Origin of the sequence: Streptomyces sp. CA-243310 (genome assembly GCF_050936775.1) — a bacterium.
GTDB lineage: Bacteria > Actinomycetota > Actinomycetes > Streptomycetales > Streptomycetaceae > Streptomyces.
In genome coordinates this window covers 3,501,599-3,523,662 of record NZ_JBNJMF010000001.1, presented here as the reverse complement: position 1 = coordinate 3,523,662, position 22,064 = coordinate 3,501,599, and the positions used below count along the sequence as shown (strand labels likewise).

The following is a 22,064-nucleotide window of genomic DNA, read 5'->3' as shown; positions in this document are numbered from 1 at the left end:
TTCCGGCACGACGCAGGACCGGGGCCGTCCCGGGATCAGCAGATCCGGGGCAGCTGCTCCCCGAGCGGCAGGTCCACCACCCGCGTCCCGCCCAGGCCCGTGCGGGCGACGACGAGACCGGGGTGGGACTCCACCGCCTCCCCGATCACCGCGGCGCGGCGCCCCAGCGGGTGGGCGCGCATCGCGTCGAGGACCGCGTCGGCGTGCTCGCGCGGCACGAACGCCACCAGCTTCCCCTCGTTCGCCACGTACAGGGGGTCGAGGCCGAGGATCGCACAGGCGTTGGCGACCGGGTCCGGGATCGGGACCTTGCCCTCCTGGAGGACCACACCGGTCCCGGAGGCTGCCGCGATCTCGTTGAGGGCGGCCGCCACCCCGCCCCGGGTGGGGTCGCGGAGCACGTGCAGGTCGGAGGTGACCGCGAGCATGGCCTCGACGAGGCCGCCGAGCGCCGCGCAGTCGCTCTCGATGTCCACCCCGAATTCCAGGCCCTCGCGCACGCTCATGATGGCCACGCCGTGCAGTCCGATCTCACCGCTGACGATGACCACGTCGCCGGGGACGACGCGCTGCGCGCGCAGGTCCACCCCGTGCGGGACGAGGCCGATGCCGGCCGTGTTCACGTAGATGCCGTCGCCGTGGCCCGCCTCGACGACCTTGGTGTCCCCCGTCGCGATCTCCACGCCGGCGGCGCGGGCGGCGGCGCCCATGGACCGCGCCACCCGGGCGACCACGGACATCTCGACGCCCTCTTCGAGGATGAACCCGCAGGACAGGTACGCGGCGCGGGCGCCGGCCATCGCCAGGTCGTTGACGGTGCCGTTGACGGCGAGGTCGCCGATGTCGCCGCCGGGGAAGAACAGCGGCCTGACCACGTACGAGTCGGTGGAGAAGGCCAGTCGGGCGCCACCGAGGGTGACCGCGGCGGCATCGCCCATCTGGGCCAGCACCTCGCCGCCGAAGGCCGGGGCGAAGAGGTGTTGCACCAGTTCGGCGGAGAGCGCGCCGCCGCCTCCGTGACCCATCACGATGCGCGGGCGGTCCCGCAGGGGGGCCGGGCAGGTCCAGCCGGTGACGTCGAGGGCGGTGGTCTCAGACAACGGGGCTCGCCTCCAGCGGTGCGGTCCGTGCGAGGGGGTCGGCGGCGCGGACCGGGGTGAGGTCGAGCCTGCGGTAGAGGTAGTACGCGGCGCAGGCGCCCTCGCTGGACACCATGGTGGCGCCGAGGGGGTTGCGTGGCGTACAGGTGGTCCCGAAGGCCTCGCACTGGTTCGGCTTGATGAGGCCTTGGAGGACCTCGCCGCTGCGGCACTCCGCGGGCTCGAGGGTGGTGATGCCGGTGACGGAGAAGCGGTGTTCGGCGTCGTGCTCCCGGTAGCGCTCGGAGAGCCGCCAGCCGCTGTCGGGGATGACGCCGATGCCGCGCCAGGCGCGGTCGGTGACCTCGAAGACGTCCTCCAGCATGGCGATGGCGGCCGGGTTGCCCTCCGGTCGGACCGCCCGCGCGTAGGCGTTGTCCACGGTGTGTTCGCCGCGTTCGAGCTGGCGCACGGCACGTCGTACGCCTTCGAGGATGTCCAGCGGCTCGAAGCCCGTCACCACGATCGGGACCCGGTGCCTGGCGGCCAGCTCCGGGTACTCCCCCATGCCCATCACGCTGCACACGTGCCCGGCGGCCAGGAAGCCCTGGACGCGGCAGCTCGGCGACAGCATGATCGCCTCGATGGCCGGGGGGACGCGCACGTGGGAGACGAGCAGGCTGAAGTTGCGGATGCCGAGCTTCCGGGCCTGGTGGACCGTCATCGCGTTGGGCGGGGCGGTGGTCTCGAAGCCGATCCCGAAGAAGACGACTTCCTTGGTCGGGTTCTGTCGGGCGATCTTCAGTGCGTCGAGCGGGGAGTAGACGACGCGTACGTCTCCGCCCTCGCTGCGGACCTGGAAGAGGTCGCGGCCGGTCCCGGGGACGCGGAGCATGTCGCCGAACGAGCAGAAGATCACGTCGGGCCGGGAGGCGATCTCCAGGGCCTTGTCGATGACCTCCAGCGGGGTGACGCACACCGGACAGCCAGGTCCGTGGATCAACTCGACCTGATCGGGAAGGAGTTGATCGATCCCGTGCCGGATGATGGTGTGGGTCTGCCCTCCGCACACCTCCATCAGCGCCCAGGGGCGGGTGACGGTGGCGTGGATGTCGTCCAGGAGCCGGCGGGCGAGCTCGGGGTCCTGGAACTCCTCGATGTACTTCACTGTTGCCCTGCCTCCTGCGGTACGTGCCCACCGTCGACCGGTCCCGCGACCGCCGGGTCGGCGACGGCGTCCGACTCGTCGTCCTCGAACGGCCAGGGCGCTCCGCCCGCCTCCGCCGCCTGCTCCCAGGGGTCGCCGAACTCCTCTTGCAGCATGCCGAGTTGCGCGAAGAGTTCCAGGGTCTGCTTGGCCGACTCCTCGTCCAGGCGCTGGAGCGCGAAGCCGACGTGGACGATGGCGTACTCGCCCACCTGGAGGTCCGGCAGGTACTCCAGGCACACTTCCTTGACCACTCCGCCGAAGTCGACGGTGGCCATGCGGGTGCCGTTCTCCTCCGCGATCTCAACCACTCTGCCGGGTACCGCCAGGCACATGGGCTTCTCCTCGCTGTGGGTGTTCGGTGGTGCGGGCCGCCGCCACCATGAGTTGCCCGAGGGCCAACCCCCCGTCGTTCGGGGGCACTCGGTGGTGGCGCAGTACCGTGAAGCCGTGCCCCCGCAGTGCCTCGGCGCAGGCCGAGGAGAGGAGGGTGTTGGCGAACACCCCGCCGGTGAGGGCGACGGTGTCCAGGCCGTGCCGGTCCCGGGCGGCGACGCAGACCTCGGCCACCAGGTCCGTGACGGCGCGGTGGAAGCGCGCGCCGATCAGCGTCGCGGGGGTGCCCGCGCGCAGGTCGGCCACCACGGCCGCGAGCACGGGCGCCGGGTCGACGGTCATCGGGGGATCGGGGTGAGCGGCGGGATCAGGGTGGCCGGTGGCGTAGGGAACGGCGCCGGTCCCGGGTACGGCGGGCCGCAGGGCGAAGGCGTACCCCTCGTCCGCGCCGCCGGCCTCGTGGGCCGTGCGCGCCGCCGCCTCCAGCTCGATCGCCGCCTGGGCCTCGTAGCCCGCGTGGTGGCAGATGCCGGCCAGTGAGGAGACGGCGTCGAAGAGACGGCCCATGGAGGAGGTCGGCAGGCAGTTGAGGTTGGACCTCAACTGGGCTTCCAGAACGTGCAGTTCATCCGGCGGGCAGGCCGCGACGCACGGCAGGTCCGGTGTCCGGTCCAGGCCCGCCGCCCTCAGGTGGGACAGCGCCATGCGGTACGGGCGCCGTACGGCTGCGTCCCCGCCGGGCAGCGGAACGTACGCGAGGTGCGCGAACCGGGTGTGACCGGCGTAGTCGGCGAGGAGGAACTCCCCTCCCCACACGGCCCCGTCGTCCCCGTGGCCGGTGCCGTCGAAAGCGACGCCGATCACTCGGCGGTCCGCGCCCAGACCGTGCTCGGCCATGGCTGCGGCGACGTGCGCGTGGTGGTGCTGGACGCGGATCACGGGTCGGTCCGCGGCGTTGCGGGCGGCCCAGTGCGCCGAGCGGTAGCCGGGGTGCCGGTCGGCCGCGAGCAGGGTGGGCGCGACGCCGGTGATGCCCTCCAGTTGGCGCACCGCGCCGGCGAAGGCGTCCTGGGTGGCGAGGTCGTCCATGTCGCCGATGTGGGCGGACATCCAGGCCCGCCGGCCCTCGCCGAGGCAGAAGGTGTTCTTCAGGTCTCCCCCGACGGCCAGCGTCGGGGGTACCGGGAGCGGGAGGTCCAGGGGCAGGGGGGCGTGGCCGCGCGAGCGCCGCACGATCAGCGGCTCCCCGTCCAGGATCCGGACCACCGAGTCGTCGCAGGGGACGTGGATGGGGCGGTCGTGGGTGAGCCAGGCGTCGGCCAACCGGCCGAGCCGTTGCAGGGCTTCGGCGTCGTCGGTCACGATCGGCTCGCCGGCCAGGTTGCCGCTGGTCATGACGAGCAGGCGGGGGCCGGGAGGGTCACCGGGGAGCCCGAGCAGCAGGTGGTGCAGCGGTGTGTAGGGGAGCATCACGCCGAGGTCCGGGTTGCCCGGGGCGACCCCGACGAGTTCGATGGCGGCGGGGCGACGGCGCAGCAGCACGATGGGGCGCAGGGCGCCGGTGAGCAGGCTCCGTTCCCGCGGGTCGATGTGGACGTGGGGGGCGACGGCGTCGAGATCGCGGGCCATCAGGGCGAAGGGCTTGTCGCCCCGGCCCTTGCGGCGGCGCAGTTCGGCCACCACCGCGGGTTGCGTAGCGTCGCAGGCGAGGTGGTACCCGCCCAGTCCCTTGACCGCGAGGATCGCCCCGTCCGCGAGGAGCCGGCGCGCCGCGGCCACCGGGTCCCCGGCCCCGGGTTCGTCGGCGGCCGGTTCCCGGGGTGGTGTGCCGACGAGGAGGCGCAGCCGGGGGCCGCAGGCCGGGCAGGCGACCGGCTGGGCGTGGAAGCGGCGGTCGGCGGGGTCGGTGTACTCCCGGGCGCAGTCCGGGCACATCGGGAAGCGGGCCATCGTGGTGTGGGCCCGGTCGTACGGCAGGCCGGTGACGATGGTGAACCGGGGCCCGCAGTGCGTGCAGGTGATGAAGGGGTGGCGGTGTCGTCGGTCGGCCGGATCGGCCAGCTCCGCGAGGCAGTCCGCGCAGGTGGCCACGTCGGGCGAGACCAGCGTGCGGGCGGGGCCGCCGCCCGTGGAGGCGACGATGGTGAAACCGGTGCCGCCCGCGACGGGTACCTCGCAGTGGTCGACGGCGTCCACGACGGCGAGCGGCGGGGCGCAGGCGGCGAGCCGCTCACAGAACTCGGAGACGGCCGCCGAGGCGCCCTCGACCTCGGCGACGACGCCTTCCGGGGTGTTGGTGACGTGCCCGGCCAGCCCGAGGGCGATGGCCCGGGTGTAGACGTACGGGCGGAATCCGACGCCCTGGACCACGCCCCGGACGATGACCCGTCGCCGTTGCACCGCCTCCATCAGCGGGGCTGCGTCGCTGCCGCGTCGGCGCGCAGACGCGGATGCACGTGACCGTGGTCGTGGTCGTGGCTGTGATCGGCCCCGTGATCGTGATCGTGGTCGTGCGCCCCGTGGTGGTGGTCGAAGTGCCCGCCGTCCCGTCCCGCCATGACCGGCGCGTGGACCGTGGCGCCCGCCCCGATGGCCAGCGCCCGGTCGAGCAGGAAGCCGACGCCCTCGTCCGCGCGGGCGGACGTGAGGACCACCTCGACCCCCGGGTTGACCTGCTGTACGTGGGCGCGGAAGGCGTCCTCGTCGAACTCGACGGCCTTCGCGATGTCGGTCTTGGTGACGATCACCAGGTGGGCGAGCCCGAAGGCGGTGGGGTACTTGAGCGGCTTGTCCTCGCCCTCGGTCACGGAGGCGAGGACGACCCGCAGGGACTCCCCGAGGTCGTAGGAGGCCGGGCAGACCAGGTTGCCGACGTTCTCCACGAAGAGCAGCCGGGTGCCGTCGGGCATCCAGCCGTCCAGGTGCCGGCTCAGCATCCCGGCCTCCAGGTGGCACAGCCCGTCGGTGAGCACCTGCTTGACGGGTACGCCGGAACGGGCCAGCCGCACCGCGTCGTTCTCGGTGGCGAGGTCGGCGGTGAGGGCGGCCACGGCCACTCCCCGCTCACGGGCGAGCAGCAGCTCGCGTTCCAGCAACGCCGTCTTGCCGCTGCCCGGGCTGGAGAGCAGGTTGACGACCGTGGTGCCGCGGGCCGTGAGTTCGGCGCGCAGGTTCCGGGCGGCCTCGTCGTTCTTGGCCAGCACCGCCTGCTTGAGGTCGACGACTCGGCACATGTTCAGCGCTCCTCGGGGATCGGTTGGCGGTGGCGCGTGGGGGCGGGGCCGTCCTCCCAGTTCACGGAGAGGATCCGCAGCTCACGGCCGGCGGTGAGTTCGACGTCGGTGGCCCTGCCGCATCCGGGGCAACAGAGTTCGGGCGGCATGCCGACCGCCCAGTCGTCCGTGCAGGAGCGGCAGCGCGCACGGGCCGCCACGGGCTCGGTGACGAGTGCGGCGCCCTCCAGAACCGTTCCGGCGCAGGCCAGTTCGAAACAGAAGGCGAGTGCGTCGGGTACCACTCCGGCCAGCTCGCCGACTTCGAGTCGGACCGAGGTCACCACGCGCGCCCCACCGGCCTGGGCTGCGTCCTCGACCTGACTCACCACGGCCATGGCGATCGACATCTCGTGCATCGGGGCTCCGTCCTGCCGGGGCTCATTAGACCGGCAGGCGGGGGATGGCACCGGCGGGCACGCCGACGCGTCGCACGCCCTGTACGCCATTCGGGCGCCGGGGCGTGCGAGGGGCTGCGGGAGCGTCACATCCTGCGCATGCGCAGGTAGCGCTTGATGTCGGGGGCGACCAGTACGGCCACCGTGAACAGGGCGGCGAGTGCCACGCCGCAGAGGACTTCCTTCTTCATGGGGTTCTCTCCTCCGTTGTCACCAGGTCTTCCCGGGCCAGTCCCACGAGCGTCCGCACGGCCTCCGGGACCGCCGCGGCCACGGGGCCGCTGAGGCCCATGCCTTCCTCCACGGAGGCGGGTTCGCAGCCGAGCACCAGCGTGCGTCGGGGCGGGGCGCCGCCCGTGCCCGCGCACAGGGTGCCCAGCAGCGCGAGGACCGCGTCGGGGGACATGTGGTGGCCGTCGAGCACGGCGCCGCCGATCGGGGCGCCGGCGCACTCGTCGACCTCGATGAGGTACAGCGTGCCGGGCTCGCCGCCGCGCGCGGTCGCGTCCACCAGCACGAGGGTGTCGTAGCCGTCGAGCAGTTGGTAGGCGAGGTGGACTCCGCGCACACCGAAGTCCACCACCTCCACGTGGTCCGGCAGGTGGTGCGCGGACAGGGCGCGCACCACCTCGACACCGAATCCGTCGTCGCCGAGGAAGACGTTTCCGATCCCCGCGATCAGGGTCCTGCCGGTCACGTGACCTCCAGGGGGGTCACGTCGTCCGAGGGCCCCGTCGCGTCCAGGGCGGTCACCTCGTCGGGTTGGAAGTAGAGGAAGCGGCCCTGTTCGCGCCGGATGTCGGCGCCGGGATCCCCTTCCACCGTGACGGCGAGGTGCACTCCCCCGTCCACGTCGTGCAGCACGGCCTCGATGCGGGCGGAGCGGCCGTGGAGGAACACGTCCTGCGCGTCGGTGCGCCGCAGGCCCGGGCGCAGCAGCACGCGGCTGCCGACGTCCACCGGGACGCCGTCCACGAGGACGGGCTCCCGGGCGTGGTCGACGGGGTCCGCGTGGGCGGGGTCCCACCAGGGGGTGTCGGGGCGGAACACGGCCTGAGCGTCGAAGGGTTCGAGGCCGGTCGGGGTGTCCACCGGGATGTCGGGGTCGGTGATCTCCCGCAGGCCGCGGACCGCGCCGTGCAGCCGTTCGAGGACCTCGGGCGGCATGGATTCGGCGAGGTCGATCACGGCGGCGGCCCTCGGGTCGGTGCCGCGTGCCTCGCGCTTCTCCTGGTCGGTGAGGGCGGCGGTGCGCAGCGCGAGGATCTCGTCGATCTCGGTGGCGTCGTACATGGCGCCGATGCTCTCGGGGGCGATGCCGGGGTGGTCCTCCAGGATGATCGGGGAGGAGAGCACCACGTCCGCGCGGCCGGGCTCGCCGGCCAGCACGGGCCAGGTGTGTCGGTTGACGCAGGCGGCGACGGCGCCCTTGGCCCATTCGGGCGGGTCGGTCATCGACAGGAAGGAGCCCTTGTCGAGGCCGAGCAGGAGGTGCGCGGCGACCAGTGAGCGGGGCAGCGCGGCGTCGCGGTCGGCGCCGCTCTCGTCCGGTGTCCACGCGCTGGTGTTCTCCACCACCGCGGTCAGCTTCCAGGCGCGGTAGGCGCAGTCGAGTTCGCTCGCGCGCAGTCGGACGACCGCGTCGATGTTCTCGGTGCGGCGCAGCAGCCGGCCGACGGTCCGGCCGTCCGCGTCGTGGACGTCCTCGGTCTCCTCGCGTGCGGGCCGGGTGACGGGGACCCTCACGCCCTCCCGGGCGAGGTCGGCCACGTCCACGGTCATCTCGACGCGTTCCTCGGTCCCCTCGTCCCAGGGGACGAGGATCCGGTCGTCGAGGTGCAGTTCCGTGACGTCGGTGAACGATCCGTCCGGTCGGGCCTGTTGGACGGTCCGCCGTTGGGCGTGCAGGAAGCGGAGCTCGACGGCGAGCTTCGCGTTCCCCTTCGGCTCCATCAGGATCTCGGTCTGTTGGAGGCAGTGCTCCTCGTGCGCGGGGGCCCAGGCGGGCGGCACGAGGACGCCGAACTGCCACCGCAACCGGTTCTTGGCCGCCGAGGCCCGGTAGGGGTAGAGCACGTACCCCTCGAAGAGCACGGCGTCGGCCACCTGCCGGGCAATCGCGAAGCGGGCTTCGAGGGCGGTCGTTCCGGCCGCGCCGGCCGGCGTGGTGGTGACGGTCGTTCCGGTGGTGGTCGTCACGGTGCGGCCGTCCTCTCCGCGGGGCGCGCCGGCAGGGCGCCCGCCCGGAAGCGTTCCTGCGGTGAGGGTTTCGCGTCCGGGACGACGGCCGAAACCGCCGCCGCGTCCAGGAGGGCCCGTACGGTGGCCTCCCAGGACGCCAGGGCGTGTCGGGAGCGGTAGGCGAGCAGTTCGTCCATGGTGTCGCGGGGCAGTCTGAGCCATCCACAGCCCGGGAAGTGCTGCTCGATCATCTCCTGCCAGACCGCGACCGGCATGCGGTACGAGGCTTCGCGGTCCCAGGGGACGGGCTCGACGTGGAAGCCGCCGGCGCCGGTGAACGCGGTGCCGGAGAACAGCATGAGCAGGGGCGCCTCGCCGTCCTCCAGGGCGCCGAGGTAGCGGCTCGCCGCGATGTCCATGTCGTAGGTGCAGGGCACGACCAGGTCGATCTCGGTGGACCCGGTGAAGCTGGGCACCATGAGGGTGACCTGCGCGAACTGGACGGGCAGGAGGGTGTTGCCCCACCGGGAGCGTTCCCCGAACAGGTCGGCCAGGCCCTCGGCCTCGGTCGGCCCGTAACCGCGTCGGGCCGGTTCGATGCGGATCTGGCAGCGCAGGGCGAGGGCGTGGATCCGGGTCTGCTCGGTGGCGGTGATGGCCAGCCGGAAGACGAGGGTGGGACCGGCGGCGTACGGGTCGGCCCGTACGCCGGTGCAGGTGAAGCCGAACTCCGTCACGGCCGCGCCTCCTTCACCGGACTCTTGGCGCGGCGCTCGACCTGTCCGAAGAAGGCGGCGAGGGCGGCGCGCGCCTCGGATCCGCCGTCGAAGCCCTGCCACAACAGGCGCATGCGGCCGACGAGTTCGTAGCAGATGTCGATGGGCACCAGGTAGCAGTCGGTCCGCCCCTCGGCGCGTCGCAGCAGGAGCGCCTCGACGTCCGGTTCGAGCAGTGCGGACAGCGGGTTGCCGCCGAGTGCGGTCTGCCAGGTGGCGGGGTCGAGTTCGCTCTCGGTGGCGCCGGCGGGGCTGGGGTACAGCGCGACGAGTCGGTCGAGTGCGGCGTTGCGGAAGAAGAACGCGACGCTGACCGGGATCTGGAGCTGTTCCCACACCCCGTCTTCGAGCGGGTGGTCGGGGTCGGTGAGGTACCGGTTCGGGACGGCGCGGTAGCGTCCGGTCGCCGCGCCGGGCCGGTCGAACAGCAGGGCGCAGGCCGTGCAGGCGCATGCCAGGGCGCGCTTCTCGATCTCGACCAGGTGGCGGTGGCCGTCCTCGGCGACGGGGACCCCGCACAGTTCACAGGTTTCGGGGCGGGGGGCGCGCGGCCCGGCGAACCGGCGCAGGCCGCGCGGTCCGCCGGTCCGTGCGGCGGGTGGTGCCCAGCCCTGTGGGGCGCTCACGAGACCCGCGCCGGGCTGGTGTTCGGGCGGACGCCGATCTGCAGCAGCGGCTGCTGTGGCGCGGCCGCTTCGATCCGGACCTCGGTCACCTCGGGTGCGAAGGAGGCCAGCGCGTCCTCGACGGCCTGTCGGCCGCCGTCGTCGCCGCCCGCGCAGCCGCAGCCCGAACTCGGCGCGGAGCGCAGGTGCAATACGCCCGTGCCCTCGTCGAAGCCGACCAGTTCCACCGGTTCCCGTACGGCCGCCAGGGCGCGGGCGATCCGGGTGGGCGTGTCCTCGGGGTGCAGGTCGTGCAGGGCCAGCAGTCCGGAGACGAGCTCGTCGTCGAGGAGTGCGGCGAGGGCCTCGTCGTCGAGTCGGGTGGTGATGCTCGCCAGCCCGGCGCCGTAGAGGTCCATGAGCACGCGCACCAGTTCCTCGGCCGCCGTGCACACCTCGCGGTCGCCGGTGGCCGCCAGCCGGTCCAGGACCTCCTCGACCCGCAGGCCCGCCCGGCGGGCGTCGGTGGGGGCGCTCATCCGCCCAGTCCGCTCAGACCGGTGGGAACGTGCATCTGCTTGATCGTCTTGCCGCCGCCGACGTACATGTGGACGCCGCACGGCAGACAGGGGTCGAAGCTGCGCACGGCGCGCATGATGTCGATGCCCTTGAAGTTCTCCGGGGTGTTCTCCTCGAAGATGGGGGTGTTCTGCACGGCGTCCTCGTACGGTCCGGGGGTGCCGTAGGTGTCGCGGGTGCTGGCGTTCCACGGGGTCGGCGGGTAGGGGTGGTAGTTGGCGATCTTGCCGTCGCGGATCACCATGTGGTGCGAGAGGACCCCGCGCACGGCCTCGGTGAAGCCGACCCCCAGGCCCTCGTCGGGGACCTCGAACTTCTCCCAGGTCTGGGTGCGTCCGGCGCGGACCTCGGCGAGGCCCTTCTCGGCGCAGTGCAGCGCGATGGCCGCGGCGTACGCCTGGAAGTACGTGCGGGCGCGGTTGCGCTCCAGCGCGTTGCTCCACTTCGGGATCTTCCACTCGAAGCGGGTCTCGGGCTTGGTCATCGTGCGCGGCAGGGTGATGACCACGCTGTGGCCGGTGGCCTGGACGTAGTCGGTGTTCACCAGACCGGACAGGGCCGTGGACCACAGGCGGGCGAGGGGGCCGCCGCCGGTGTCGAGGGGGAGGTGGTCCTTGCCGTCGAACCAGCGGGGGGACATCACCCAGCTGTACTTGTCGTCGAAGTCCCGCTTCTGCGGCGCGGGGATGGTGTGCTGGTTCCAGGGGTGGCGGGCGTCGACCGGGTTGCCGAGCGGGTCGTGGGTGACGAACTTCTCCTGGCCCTGCCAGTCGTCGTAGTACGAGCTGCCGAGCAGGATCCGGATGCCGAGGTTGATCTCGGTGAGGTCGTTGGTGACGAGTTTGCCGTCCACGACGACGCCCGGGGTGACGAACATCTTCCGTCCCCAGTCGGTCATGTTGGCGTACGTGAAGTCGCAGTGCTCCGGGTCGTTGAGCGCGCCCCAGCAGCCCAACAGCACGCGCCGGCGGCCGACTTCCTCATAGCCGGGCAGGGCCTCGTAGAAGAAGTCGAACAGGTCGTCGTGGAGCGGGACGACGCGCTTCATGAACTCGCAGTACCGCATGAGGCGGCTCATGTAGTCCGTGAAGAGCTGGACGGAGGCGATGGTGCCGACGCCGCCCGGGTAGAGGGTGGAGGGGTGCACGTGGCGCCCTTCCATCAGGCAGAACATCTCGCGCGTGTACCGGCTGACCTGGAGGGCCTCGCGGTAGAACTCGCCCTCCAGGGGGTTGAGGGAGCGCATGATGTCGGCGATGGTCTTGAAGCCGTGTTCCCCGGCGTGCGGGGCGGGCGTGCGCTCGGCCAGCTCCAGGACGCCGGGGTTGGTCTCGCGGACCATCTTCTCGCAGTAGTCGACCCCGACCAGGTTCTCCTGGAAGATGTTGTGGTCGAACATGTACTCCGCGGCCTCGCCCAGGTTGATGATCCACTCGGCGAGGTGGGGCGGCTTCACCCCGTAGGCCATGTTCTGCGCGTACACGGAACACGTGGCGTGGTTGTCGCCGCAAATCCCGCAGATGCGGCTGGTGATGAAGTGCGCGTCGCGGGGGTCCTTGCCGCGCATGAAGACGCTGTAACCGCGGAAGACCGACGAGGTGCTGTAGCACTCCGCCACGCGCTTCTGCTTGAAGTCGATCTTCGTGTGGATGCCGAGGCTGCCCACGATCCGGGTGATCGGATCCCAGGACATCTCCACCAGGCCGCTGCCGTCTCCGGCCGCCTTCGTCTTCGGTGCCATCGTGTCTGCCGTGACCCTTCTTGGGTGGGGGTGCTGAAGGTTCTCGCGGGTGCTGAGTGTTCTCGCGGGGTGCCGGGGTCGCGCGGGGTTCGGACCCGCGGCCCTACGGGTGGAGTGCGCGGGGAGGCGTCACCACGGCGGCCGGTAGCCGGTGGTCAGCCGCTCCCCCGGGTTGCGCCACTTCGGTTCCTGGTCGACGGTGTGCGCCGTCACCGCGCGGAGCTTTCGGATCACCGCTCCGTAGATCCCGCTGGCGGTGGCGGACACCTTGCCGCCGGGGGGCTCGTCCATGAAGGGCATGAACTTGTCCGGGAAGCCCGGCATGGTGCAGGCGATGCAGATGCCGCCGACGTTGGGGCAGCCGCCGATGCCGTTCATCCAGCCGCGCTTGGGGACGTTGCACTTGACGACGGGACCCCAACACCCCAGCTTGACGAGGCACTTCGGGGAGTCGTAGGTCTCCGCGAACTGGCCCTGCTCGTAGTAGCCGGCGCGGTCGCAGCCCTCGTGGACGGTGGCGCCGAACAGCCAGGTGGGGCGCAGCTTGTCGTCGAGCGGGATCATCGGGGCCGAGCCGGCCGCCTGGTAGAGCAGGTAGGTGAGGGTCTCGGAGAAGTTGTCCGGCTGGATCGGGCAGCCCGGGACGCACACGATGGGGATCCCCGCCTTGGACTTCCAGTCCCAGCCGAGGTAGTCGGGCACGCCCATGGCGCCGGTCGGGTTGCCCTCCATCGCGTGGATGCCGCCGTACGTGGCGCACGTGCCGATGGCCACCACGGCGAGGGCCTTGGGAGCCAGCCGGTCGAGCCACTCGCTGGTGGTGATGGGCTGGCCGGTCAGCGGGTCGTCGCCGAAGCCGCACCAGTAACCCTCGGGCTTGATCTTCTCGTTCGGGATGGACCCCTCGACGACCAGCACGAAGGGGTCGATCTCACCGCGCTCGCCCTTGAAGAACCACTCGATGAAGGTGTCGGCGCCGCCGACGGGTCCGCACTCGAAGTCGATGAGCGGCCAGTGCACGGCGATCTTCGGCAGACCGGGCAGGACGCCCATCACGATCTCTTCGATGCTGGGCTGCATCGCTGCCGTCAGGGACACCGAGTCGCCGTCGCAGCTCAGCCCCGCGTTGATCCAGAGGATGTGGATCGGGGGGTCCTCTACCGTGGTCGGCGTTGCTGCATCCATGAGGATGCCTCCTTGGGGAGGTATGCGGGGAGGTGGGGGTGGCGTCCGCGTGTGGGCCGACGCCCTCACCCTTCTTGGTAACAGGGCTCCGATCCGGGTGGGCTGTCATGTGCGGCCATTGCGGTGACGTCGCCGCGCCGGCTTGACGCCGGGTCGGCGAGGTGCGGCGGGGTCCCGGTCGCGGGTTCCTTGCGTACGAAGGCCCTGCGCAGTGCGTGGTACGGGGCGTCCGGGTCGTGGAAGGTGGCGCGCATCCGGGTCAGCTCCGCCTCCCGGTGGGCGGCGAGCGGCCTGGCGGCCTCGTCGCGGTCGCGGGTCGCCTTCTTCCCCGCGATCCGGGACGGCGTGGCGGGCGAGTCCGCGAGCAGGCCCGCGAGGCGGGCCGTCTCGGCGGCGAACGCGTCGGGGGCGCAGGGCACCGTGCGGTCGATCAGGCCGAGTCCCTCGGCGGCGGCGGCGCTCAGCGGCAGGGCGTCGGTGGTGAGTCGCTCCGCGACGGCGGCGCCCACGCGGCGGGGCAGGGTGTACGTCCAGTACTCGGATCCGTACAGGCCCATCAGCCGGTAGTGCGCGTTCAGCACGACGCCGGTGCGGCACCAGACCTCGTCGGCGGCGAGGGCCAACATGGCCCCTCCGGCGGCGGCGTTCCCGCCGAGCGCGGCCACGACGAGGCGGTCGGTGGTGGTCAGGACGGCCTCCACCAGGTCGTCCATGGCCTCGATGTTCGCCCGGGACTCGGCCGCGGGGTCGTCGGCCGCCTCGATGACGCCGAGGTGGATCCCGTTGGAGAAGAAGTCCCGTCCGCCACCGAGCACCAGCACGGACGTGGGGCGCGAGCACGCGGCGCGGTAGGCGTGCAGCAGGCGGCGGCAGTGGTCGGTGGCCATCGCGCCGCCGGGAAAGGAGAACGACAGGAAGCCGACCCGGCCCTCCTCGCGGTATCCGATGTCGCCCGGGGCGGCGACGCCGTGCGATCCGTGCGATCCGTGCGGAGCGTGCGATCCGCCGCAGGGGGGCGGGGCGGGCAGTTCGGGCAGGGACGGCAGGCGATCGGCGAGGGCCAGGGTGGCGGGCAGTTTGACCGGAGCGGGTTCCCCGGCCCGGCGGCGGGCCCGAAGTTCGGGGATCCAGACGGCGCCGTCGGTCGTCGCCCGACAGATGGCGCCGCCTCGGGTGGCGAGCAGTTCGCCGGGGCGGCCGCGCAGCTCGTACTCGGGGCGACCGCCGTGCAGGAACCAGGCGCCGCCGAGCAGATCGTCCAGTACGCCGGGCCGGGAGTCGGCCGCGCGGAGCGTGCGCAGGACCCGCTCGGTCGGATCCCTGTCCCAGTCGATCCGGCGGTCCTCCTGGCCCAGGTAGGGCCGGGTGTGGTGCGTGGCCTGGGGCTGCGGGACGTACGTACCGGAGGCGAAGCGTTCCACCGCGGTCAGCACCGCCCGCAGGGCGGCGTCGGCGATCTCGCCCCGGTAGAGGTCGCTCTTGGCCACCTCGGGCAGGGGGCAGTCGGCGAACGCCCAGACGTCGCCGGCGTCCATCTCGCCGGTGGCCTGCAGGACGGTGACGCCCCACCGGTCGGCCCCGTCGAGGATCGCCCGGTCGAGCGAGGAGGGGCCGCGGTCCCCGACCGGCCCCGGGTGCACGATCAGGCAGGTGTGGGCCTCCCAGACCTCCCGGGGAAGGGCCGTCGTCAGCATCGGCGCGATGATCAGGTCGGGGCGTTGGCGGCGCACCGCGTCGACGAGGGGGACGCCGGGCACGGCCAGCTCGACGGCGACGCGGTGACCGTGGTCCCGCAGCTCCGCGTGAACGCGCTGGGTCAGGCTGTTGAACGCGCTCGCCACCAGCAGGATGTGCACATCGTCTCCCCGTGACCAGCCGCCGTCGGCGGACCGTGGCCGGGCATCCCCGGCCGCCTGCGATCGTCGGGTACGCCGGATCCGATGAGGCGGCACGAAGCGCCGACGTCACTCGAAAGCGGGCGGACCGCGCCGCCACCTGGCCGCCGGCCCGCGGCCCGTCGCTCGGCGCCCCGCCAAACCCGGCCGCGCTCGGCGACGAATCATCAGTGGGTACGGCGGACCGGCCACGAGGCCGGGGGCCGGACCGGGACGGTGAGGACCATGACGGACGAGGCGTTCGAGAAGCTGCTGATCGAGGCACGCGCGGAGGCGCGGCGGGTGTGCCTGCCGCCCGCCGAACCGACCGGGGAACCGGACTTCGCGCTCAGGACGCAGCACGCCGAGTTCGGGGCCTCGGAGCACTGAACACGTCAGTCCGTCAACCGGTCCGTCAACCGGTCCGTCAGGGAGAGACCTCGGTGTGGCCGCACACCCACGCCAGGGCGTCGTGCACCCCCTGGGCGTAGTCGCGCGGCAGGGCCCTCAGCGGGCCGGCCTCCAGTTGCACCGTGGCGGCGTCCACCTCGGCCGTCAGCAGGTCCATGTCGGGCGTGCTCTCGGCCACGGCGCCGGTGACGGGGGCCCCGTCGCCCCGCCCCAGGGCCCACTGGTAGCCGGTCAGGGCCCCGCGGGCGAGCTGGGTCCCGCCGTGCGGCCCGAGGGCGTCGGCCTCCAGCGCGGCGTGGCGCTGCTCGACCTCGGCGCGGGGCCGGGTCCCGATACGGTCCGAATCGAACTGATCTGTTCGCTGCGTGGTCATACCACTACGTCTGTCCGTCGGGAAGGCATTGATGTGCATGCGCGGGCCTGCGCACACGTGAAGACTCGGGCCGAGGGACCGGCGCGACCGGTCCTCGGGGCGCTCGTGCCCGGCGGCCCGGCTCACGTGAGCAGCGGCCGGTCCCGCGCGCGGACCGGGGCCTGGAGGGCGGTGCCGCCCGTCAGGTAGCGGTCGACCGCGGCGGCGACCGAGCGGCCCTCCGCGATGGCCCACACCACGAGGGACTGCCCGCGCCCGGCATCGCCCGCCACGAACACCCCGTCCGTCGCCCGGGACGGACCGCCGAGCGCCGCGAAGTCGTCGTCCCTCGCGAAGTTGCCCCGCTCGTCCCGGACGAGACCGAGCTGCTCACCCAGGCCGCAGGCCTTCTCGGGCCCCGAGAAGCCGAGCGCCAGCAGGACCAGCCCGGCTTCGATCAGCCGCTCGGTGCCGGGCAGGGCACTGCGTCGCGCGGGCTCCACCCCGGTCAGGCGCAGGGCCCGTACCCGGCCGGTCGCGTCGCCCTCGAAGTGCAGGGTCGCGCAGGCGAAGGCCCGGGGATCGGCGCCGTGGCGGCCGCGTGCCTCCTCGTGGGCGTGGGAGATCCGGTAGACCTTCGGGTACACGGGCCAGGGCTGGGAGTCGGGCCGGGTGGGGCCGGGCTCCGGGTTGATGTCGAGCTGGACCACCGACAGGGCGCGCTGACGCAGGGCCGTGCCCAGGCAGTCGGAGCCGGTGTCCCCGCCCCCGACGATCACGACGTGCCGTCCCGCGGCGGTGACCTCGGGTTCCGCGATGTCGCCCTCCACGACCCTGTTCGCGCCGGTCAGGTAGTCCATGGCCTGGTGGATGCCGCGCAGCTCCCGACCCGGTACGGTCAGCTCCCTGCGCTCCATGGCACCGACCGCGACGACGACGGCGTCGTACCGCCGGCGGAGGTCCGCCGCGTCGACCCGACCGCCGATGTCACTCTCCGTACGGAAGACGGTGCCCTCGGCCCGCATCTGTTCGACGCGGCGGTCCAGGTGCGACTTCTCCATCTTGAACGCCGGGATGCCGTAGCGGAGCAGTCCGCCGATCCGGTCGGCCCGCTCGTGGACGACGACGGTGTGTCCGGCGCGGGTGAGCTGCTGGGCCGCGGCGAGGCCCGCGGGACCGGACCCTATGACCGCGACGGTCTTGCCGCTGAGCCGGCCGGGCGGCGCCGGGGCGGTGTAGGCGTGCTCCCACGCCTGGTCGGCGATGGTCTGCTCGACGTTCTTGATGGTCACGGCGTCGGCGTTGATCGTCAGGACGCAGGCGTCCTCGCAGGGGGCCGGGCAGAGTCGGCCGGTGAACTCGGGGAAGTTGTTCGTCGCGTGCAGCCGGTCGGAGGCGGCCCGCCAGGCGCCGTGGGCGGCGTACGCGTTCCACTCGGGGATCAGGTTCCCCAGCGGGCAGCCGGCGTGGCAGAAGGGGATCCCGCAGTCCATGCACCGGTTCGCCTGCTCGGACACGAGGGGAAGCAGCGCCTGCCCGGAGTGGACCTCGCGCCAGTCGCCGAGCCGTGCGTCCGCGGGGCGCGCCGGGACGGGGCTGCGGGGCGTCCTGAGGAAGCCGAACGGATCGGTCATGCGCCGCCTCCAGGATTCACGCGCGGATACGGCGGTTCGACCAGGTTACGCCGCCTTTGTCGGCGTTTCCCGGGAGCCGGAAACGGGTGCTCGCGAACGTGACACCGGTCACTTCCCGTGACGCAGGGGACATGACCTCGCCTCCTGGGGGCAGGCGGGCCCCACTGCACCATCACCGCGGGTCCGCCGCGGTGCGGAAACCGGAGGTACAGCGCGTCGTGTCGGAGCAACTGAGCATTCACACAGCCGGAAAGTGGCGGTCCGCGTCGACCGGCGCCACGAGGGAGATCCTGGATCCCGCCGATGGCACCGTGCTCGCGGTGGTCGCCGAGGGCAGCGCCGCCGATGCCGACGCGGCCGTCGGTGCCGCCCGCGCCGCCTTCGACGGCGGCGAGTGGCCGCAGACCCCGGTGGCCGAGCGCGCCGAGGTGCTGCGCCGCACGGCCGACCTGCTCCAGCGCGACCGGGAGCGGATCGCGCTCCTGGAGAGCCTGGACGCCGGCAAGACCCTGGAGGAGGGTCGCGTGGACGTGGACTGCGTCAGCGCCGCCTTCCGCTACTTCGCCGACCTCGTCATCGGCGAGGGTGGCGGCCGGGTCGTGGACGCCGGCTCCGCCGACATCCACAGCGTGGTCGTCCACGAGCCGGTCGGGGTGTGCGCCCTGATCACTCCGTGGAACTATCCGCTGCTCCAGGCGAGCTGGAAGGTGGCCCCGGCATTGGCCGCGGGCAACACCTTCGTCATCAAGCCCAGCGAGCTGACCCCGCTGAGCACGGTCGTCCTCGTCGAACTGCTGGTGGAGGCCGGACTGCCGGCGGGCGTCGCCAACCTGGTGACCGGCGCCGGCGACCCCGTCGGTGCTCGTCTCTCGGCCCACCCCGACGTCGACCTCGTGTCGTTCACCGGCGGACTGGCCAGCGGTACGAAGGTCGCGCACGCCGCGGCCGACACCGTCAAGAAGGTCGCCCTCGAACTCGGCGGCAAGAACCCCAACGTCGTCTTCGCGGACTCCTGCGCCACCGCCGACGGCTTCGACACCGCCGTCGACCAGGCCTTGAACGCCGCCTTCATCCACAGCGGTCAGGTCTGCTCGGCCGGATCGCGGCTGATCATCGAGGAGTCGGTGCGGGACCGCTTCGTCACCGAACTCGCCCGTCGCGCCGAGAAGATCCGCCTCGGTCGCGGCACCGACGCGGGCGTCGAGTGCGGCCCGATGGTCTCGGCCGCGCAGCGGGAACGCACCGAGTCGTTCGTCGCCTCCGCCCTCGCCGAGGGCGCCGTGCTGCGTGCCGGCGGCGAACGCCCCGAGGGACCGGGCAACTTCTACCGTCCGACCGTGCTGGACCACTGCGACCGCCGGATGCGCGTCGTGCGCGAGGAGGTCTTCGGTCCGGTCCTGACCGTGGAGACGTTCCGCACCGAGGACGAGGCCGTGGCGCTGGCGAACGACACCGAGTACGGGCTCGCGGGCGCCGTGTGGACCTCCGACCAGGGCCGCGCCCGCCGGGTGGCGGGCCGACTGCGCCACGGCACCGTCTGGATCAACGACTTCCACCCCTACCTCCCGCAGGCGGAGTGGGGCGGTTTCGGGAAGTCCGGTGTCGGGCGCGAGCTCGGACCGTCGGGTCTCGCCGAGTACCGCGAGACGAAGCACGTCTACCAGAACCTGGCGCCGCGCCCCGTGCGCTGGTTCGCGGGCTGAAAGGGAGCACCATCATGACGACGCACACGGACTCCGGCGGACACGTCGCCGAGGAAACCCTTCACGAGTACGACTACGTCATCGTCGGCGGCGGCACCGCCGGCTCGGTGATCGCCGCCCGGCTGACCCAGGACCCGAACGTCACGGTCGCCGTCATCGAGGGCGGGCCGAGCGATGTCGACCGTCCCGACGTCCTCACCCTGCGCCGCTGGATGGGCCTGCTCGGCGGGGAACTCGACTACGACTACCCCACCACCGAGCAGCCCCGCGGCAACTCGCACATCAGACACAGCCGCGCCCGCGTCCTCGGCGGCTGCTCCTCGCACAACACCCTGATCGCTTTCAAGCCGCTGCCGTCCGACTGGGACGAGTGGTCGGACGCGGGCGCCGAGGGCTGGCACGCCGCCGCCATGGACCCGTACTTCGACCGGCTGCTGAACAACATCGTCCCCGTCGGCGAGGCCGACCGGAACGCCATCGCCCGCGACTTCGTGGACGCCGCCGAGCACGCCCTGGGCGTCCCCCGCGTCGAGGGCTTCAACGCGAAGCCGTTCCACGAGGGCGCCGGGTTCTTCGACCTCGCCTACCACCCGGAGACCAACAAGCGGTCCTCCGCCTCGGTGGCCTACCTCCACCCGATCATGGACGTGCGGGAGAACCTGACCCTGCTGCTGGAGACCTGGGCGTACCGGCTGGAGCTGGAGGGGACCCGGGCGCGCGGGGTCCACGTACGGTCCCAGGACGGGACCCGGTCGCTGCTGCGGGCCCGCCGCGAGGTCGTGGTGTGCGCGGGCGCGGTCGACACCCCCCGCCTGCTGCTGCACTCCGGCATCGGCCCGCGCGAGGACCTGGAGGCGCTCGGCATTCCCCCGGTCCACGACCTGCCCGGTGTCGGCGAGAACCTCCTCGACCACCCCGAGTCGGTGATCGTGTGGGAGACGGACGGTCCCATCCCCGAGAACTCGGCGATGGACAGCGACGCCGGCCTGTTCGTACGGCGCGACCCCGCGTCCGCGGGTCCGGACCTGATGTTCCACTTCTACCAGGTCCCCTTCACCGACAACCCGGAGCGCATCGGCTACGAACGCCCCGCGCACGGCGTGTCGTTGACCCCGAACATCCCGAAGCCGCGCAGCCGCGGCCGGCTGTACCTGACCAGCGCGGACCCCGAGGTGAAGCCCGCCCTGGACTTCCGGTACTTCACGGACGACGAGGACTACGACGCCCGCACGCTGGTCGACGGCATCAAGATCGCCCGTGAGATCGCGGCGGCGGAGCCGCTGGCCGGATGGCTCAAGCGCGAGGTGTGCCCCGGTCCGGAGATCACCGGTGACGAGGAGCTGAGCGCGTACGCCCGCTCCGTCGCCCACACCGTCTACCACCCCGCGGGCACCTGCCGCATGGGGGCGGCGGACGACCCCGGGGCCGTCGTGGGACCGGACCTGAGGGTCCGGGGCCTGGACGGGATCCGGATCGCGGACGCGTCGGTCTTCCCGACGATGCCCGCGGTCAATCCGATGATCGGAGTGCTCATGGTCGGCGAAAAAGCCGCCGAGCTGCTGGGAGGCGCCACGCGATGAACCCGAAGACGCACACGACCGACGAGAGTTCCAACGGATCGACCCCCGACACCCGGCCGCCGGTGTTCGCCGTCGACGGCCTCTGGAAGGTCTTCGGCCCCCGCGCCGCGGCTGCCAAGGTGCCCGGATCCGCCCACGCCGACCTGTCCCCCGCCGAACTGCGCGAGCGCACCGGCTGCACCGCCGCCGTGCGTGATGTCAGCTTCGACGTCCGCAGGGGCGAGGCCTTCGTGGTGATGGGCCTGTCCGGCTCCGGCAAGTCCACGCTCGTCCGCTGTCTGACCCGCCTGATCGAGCCCACCGCGGGCTCCCTCTCCATCGACGGCGAGGACGTGCTGGCGATGGACCGGGCCAGGCTGCGGGAGCTGCGCCGGCACCGCGCCGCCATGGTCTTCCAGCACTTCGGCCTGCTGCCCCACCGTTCGGTGCTGGACAACGTCGCCTACGGTCTGGAGATCCAGGGGATGGGCCGCGCCGAACGGCGCGCCAAGGCCGCCGAGATGACCGCCAAGGTCGGGCTCGAAGGCCTGGAGGAGCGCCGCCCCGGCGAGCTGTCCGGTGGCCAGCAGCAGCGCGTGGGCCTCGCCCGCGCCCTCGCCGCCGACCCCGAGGTCCTGCTGTTCGACGAACCGTTCAGCGCCCTGGACCCGCTGATCCGCCGGGAGATGCAGGAGGAGGTGGCCCGCCTGCACCACGAGGAGGGCCGCACGATGGTCTTCATCACCCACGACCTGTCCGAGGCCCTGCGCCTCGGTGACCGGATCGCCCTCATGCGCGACGGTGAGATCGTGCAGCTCGGCACGCCCGAGGAGATCGTCGGCTCCCCCGCCGACGACTACGTGCGCGACTTCGTGCGCGACGTTCCGCGCGAGCAGGTGCTCACCGTGCGCAGCGCCATGCGTCCCGCGTCCGCCGCCGAGGCCGAGCACGGCCCGGCGCTGAACCCGACCACCACCGTCGTCGACGCCATCGAGGCCGTGGCCCGCAGCGGCGGCCCCGCGCGGGTCGTCGACCAGGGCCGCTGTCTCGGCGTGGTCGACGACGCGGCGCTGCTCGCCGTCGTCGCCGGGATACCCGCCCCCCGGACCGGGGAGGTGGCCGCATGAGAACGAGCGCCGTCCGCAACGTCCCCACGCCCCGGGGGTGGTGGC

21 protein-coding genes are annotated in these 22,064 nt (G+C 72.6%); 4 read left to right on the top strand and 17 right to left on the bottom strand.

The annotated features are described in order from the left end of the window. Window positions 1-35: 35 nt before the first annotated feature. The 15 genes from hypE to ACQEVM_RS15450 form a co-directional block, all read right to left on the bottom strand. On the bottom strand, window positions 36-1,100 hold the full coding sequence (gene hypE, locus ACQEVM_RS15520; protein ID WP_433079015.1) for a hydrogenase expression/formation protein HypE: 1,065 nt from the start codon (window positions 1,098-1,100) through the stop codon (window positions 36-38). Then, a complete protein-coding gene (gene hypD, locus ACQEVM_RS15515) occupies window positions 1,093-2,247 on the bottom strand; it encodes a hydrogenase formation protein HypD (RefSeq protein ID WP_433079013.1) in 1,155 nt (384 codons plus the stop codon). Before hypD ends, hypE begins: the two co-directional genes overlap by 8 nt. Further along, window positions 2,244-2,621, bottom strand: a complete 378-nt coding sequence (locus ACQEVM_RS15510) for a HypC/HybG/HupF family hydrogenase formation chaperone (RefSeq protein ID WP_433079011.1) — start codon at window positions 2,619-2,621, stop codon at window positions 2,244-2,246. Before ACQEVM_RS15510 ends, hypD begins: the two co-directional genes overlap by 4 nt. Further along, entirely contained in the window at window positions 2,590-5,031 is a 2,442-nt protein-coding gene (gene hypF / locus ACQEVM_RS15505; protein WP_433079009.1) for a carbamoyltransferase HypF, read from the bottom strand. Before hypF ends, ACQEVM_RS15510 begins: the two co-directional genes overlap by 32 nt. Continuing rightward, a complete protein-coding gene (gene hypB / locus ACQEVM_RS15500; RefSeq protein WP_433079007.1) occupies window positions 5,031-5,855 on the bottom strand; it encodes a hydrogenase nickel incorporation protein HypB in 825 nt (274 codons plus the stop codon). The genes hypF and hypB overlap by 1 nt, the downstream gene beginning before the upstream one ends. Window positions 5,856-5,857: 2 nt before the next feature. Then, a complete protein-coding gene (locus tag ACQEVM_RS15495) occupies window positions 5,858-6,253 on the bottom strand; it encodes a hydrogenase maturation nickel metallochaperone HypA (protein ID WP_433079005.1) in 396 nt (131 codons plus the stop codon). A gap of 125 nt (window positions 6,254-6,378) precedes the next feature. Further along, window positions 6,379-6,483 (bottom strand): DUF6893 family small protein, encoded by a 105-nt coding sequence (locus ACQEVM_RS15490; protein WP_371591520.1) that lies wholly within the window; start codon window positions 6,481-6,483, stop codon window positions 6,379-6,381. Continuing rightward, on the bottom strand, window positions 6,480-6,989 hold the full coding sequence (locus ACQEVM_RS15485) for a hydrogenase maturation protease (RefSeq protein ID WP_433079003.1): 510 nt from the start codon (window positions 6,987-6,989) through the stop codon (window positions 6,480-6,482). The genes ACQEVM_RS15490 and ACQEVM_RS15485 overlap by 4 nt, the downstream gene beginning before the upstream one ends. Then, the gene (locus tag ACQEVM_RS15480) at window positions 6,986-8,491 is read right to left on the bottom strand and encodes a hypothetical protein (protein WP_433079001.1); all 1,506 of its coding nucleotides are present in this window, start codon (window positions 8,489-8,491) and stop codon (window positions 6,986-6,988) included. The genes ACQEVM_RS15485 and ACQEVM_RS15480 overlap by 4 nt, the downstream gene beginning before the upstream one ends. Continuing rightward, entirely contained in the window at window positions 8,488-9,210 is a 723-nt protein-coding gene (locus ACQEVM_RS15475) for a DUF6084 family protein (protein WP_433078999.1), read from the bottom strand. Before ACQEVM_RS15475 ends, ACQEVM_RS15480 begins: the two co-directional genes overlap by 4 nt. Beyond that, complete coding sequence (locus ACQEVM_RS15470) at window positions 9,207-9,875, bottom strand: DUF5947 family protein (RefSeq protein ID WP_433078997.1); 669 nt, start codon at window positions 9,873-9,875, stop codon at window positions 9,207-9,209. Before ACQEVM_RS15470 ends, ACQEVM_RS15475 begins: the two co-directional genes overlap by 4 nt. Next, a complete protein-coding gene (locus ACQEVM_RS15465) occupies window positions 9,872-10,393 on the bottom strand; it encodes a hypothetical protein (RefSeq protein ID WP_433078995.1) in 522 nt (173 codons plus the stop codon). The genes ACQEVM_RS15470 and ACQEVM_RS15465 overlap by 4 nt, the downstream gene beginning before the upstream one ends. After that, window positions 10,390-12,174 (bottom strand): nickel-dependent hydrogenase large subunit, encoded by a 1,785-nt coding sequence (locus tag ACQEVM_RS15460; protein ID WP_266953004.1) that lies wholly within the window; start codon window positions 12,172-12,174, stop codon window positions 10,390-10,392. The genes ACQEVM_RS15465 and ACQEVM_RS15460 overlap by 4 nt, the downstream gene beginning before the upstream one ends. A 129-nt stretch (window positions 12,175-12,303) precedes the next feature. Next, window positions 12,304-13,359, bottom strand: coding sequence for a hydrogenase expression protein HypE (locus tag ACQEVM_RS15455; RefSeq protein WP_266953002.1), 1,056 nt, complete (start codon window positions 13,357-13,359; stop codon window positions 12,304-12,306). Between the two features lie 65 nt (window positions 13,360-13,424). Next, window positions 13,425-15,215 (bottom strand): hydrogenase maturation protein, encoded by a 1,791-nt coding sequence (locus tag ACQEVM_RS15450; RefSeq protein ID WP_433078992.1) that lies wholly within the window; start codon window positions 15,213-15,215, stop codon window positions 13,425-13,427. A 264-nt stretch (window positions 15,216-15,479) separates the two neighbouring features. Here ACQEVM_RS15450 and ACQEVM_RS15445 point away from each other — a divergent pair, with 264 nt between their 5' ends. After that, window positions 15,480-15,623 carry a hypothetical protein gene (locus ACQEVM_RS15445; protein ID WP_433078990.1) on the top strand — a complete coding sequence of 48 codons (144 nt, stop codon included), beginning with the start codon at window positions 15,480-15,482 and terminating at the stop codon, window positions 15,621-15,623. 37 nt (window positions 15,624-15,660) lie between these two features. Here the strand turns inward: ACQEVM_RS15445 and ACQEVM_RS15440 are convergent, their stop codons facing one another. Both ACQEVM_RS15440 and ACQEVM_RS15435 read right to left on the bottom strand, forming a co-directional pair. Continuing rightward, window positions 15,661-16,017 (bottom strand): hypothetical protein, encoded by a 357-nt coding sequence (locus ACQEVM_RS15440; protein ID WP_433078988.1) that lies wholly within the window; start codon window positions 16,015-16,017, stop codon window positions 15,661-15,663. A gap of 122 nt (window positions 16,018-16,139) precedes the next feature. Further along, a complete protein-coding gene (locus ACQEVM_RS15435) occupies window positions 16,140-17,630 on the bottom strand; it encodes a glutamate synthase subunit beta (RefSeq protein WP_433078986.1) in 1,491 nt (496 codons plus the stop codon). Between the two features lie 218 nt (window positions 17,631-17,848). Between ACQEVM_RS15435 and ACQEVM_RS15430 the strand changes: the two genes are divergently transcribed. Genes ACQEVM_RS15430 through ACQEVM_RS15420 form a run of 3 tightly spaced genes read left to right on the top strand, consistent with a single transcriptional unit; the run spans window position 17,849 to window position 22,019 of the window. Further along, window positions 17,849-19,333 carry an aldehyde dehydrogenase family protein gene (locus ACQEVM_RS15430; RefSeq protein ID WP_433078984.1) on the top strand — a complete coding sequence of 495 codons (1,485 nt, stop codon included), beginning with the start codon at window positions 17,849-17,851 and terminating at the stop codon, window positions 19,331-19,333. Window positions 19,334-19,347: 14 nt separating this feature from the next. Then, window positions 19,348-20,913, top strand: coding sequence for a GMC family oxidoreductase (locus ACQEVM_RS15425; protein ID WP_433078982.1), 1,566 nt, complete (start codon window positions 19,348-19,350; stop codon window positions 20,911-20,913). After that, on the top strand, window positions 20,910-22,019 hold the full coding sequence (locus ACQEVM_RS15420) for a quaternary amine ABC transporter ATP-binding protein (protein ID WP_433078980.1): 1,110 nt from the start codon (window positions 20,910-20,912) through the stop codon (window positions 22,017-22,019). Before ACQEVM_RS15425 ends, ACQEVM_RS15420 begins: the two co-directional genes overlap by 4 nt. Window positions 22,020-22,064: the final 45 nt, after the last annotated feature.

Coding starts and splice junctions, on each gene's coding strand:
- ACQEVM_RS15420 (WP_433078980.1), top strand. CDS start 20,910: ATGAACCCGAAGACGCACACGACCGACGAGAGTTCCAACGGATCGACC.
- ACQEVM_RS15460 (WP_266953004.1), bottom strand. CDS start 12,174: ATGGCACCGAAGACGAAGGCGGCCGGAGACGGCAGCGGCCTGGTGGAG.
- ACQEVM_RS15455 (WP_266953002.1), bottom strand. CDS start 13,359: ATGGATGCAGCAACGCCGACCACGGTAGAGGACCCCCCGATCCACATC.
- ACQEVM_RS15435 (WP_433078986.1), bottom strand. CDS start 17,630: ATGACCGATCCGTTCGGCTTCCTCAGGACGCCCCGCAGCCCCGTCCCG.
- ACQEVM_RS15425 (WP_433078982.1), top strand. CDS start 19,348: ATGACGACGCACACGGACTCCGGCGGACACGTCGCCGAGGAAACCCTT.
- ACQEVM_RS15465 (WP_433078995.1), bottom strand. CDS start 10,393: ATGAGCGCCCCCACCGACGCCCGCCGGGCGGGCCTGCGGGTCGAGGAG.
- ACQEVM_RS15510 (WP_433079011.1), bottom strand. CDS start 2,621: ATGTGCCTGGCGGTACCCGGCAGAGTGGTTGAGATCGCGGAGGAGAAC.
- ACQEVM_RS15490 (WP_371591520.1), bottom strand. CDS start 6,483: ATGAAGAAGGAAGTCCTCTGCGGCGTGGCACTCGCCGCCCTGTTCACG.
- ACQEVM_RS15440 (WP_433078988.1), bottom strand. CDS start 16,017: ATGACCACGCAGCGAACAGATCAGTTCGATTCGGACCGTATCGGGACC.
- hypF (WP_433079009.1), bottom strand. CDS start 5,031: ATGGAGGCGGTGCAACGGCGACGGGTCATCGTCCGGGGCGTGGTCCAG.
- ACQEVM_RS15495 (WP_433079005.1), bottom strand. CDS start 6,253: ATGCACGAGATGTCGATCGCCATGGCCGTGGTGAGTCAGGTCGAGGAC.
- ACQEVM_RS15445 (WP_433078990.1), top strand. CDS start 15,480: ATGACGGACGAGGCGTTCGAGAAGCTGCTGATCGAGGCACGCGCGGAG.
- hypB (WP_433079007.1), bottom strand. CDS start 5,855: ATGTGCCGAGTCGTCGACCTCAAGCAGGCGGTGCTGGCCAAGAACGAC.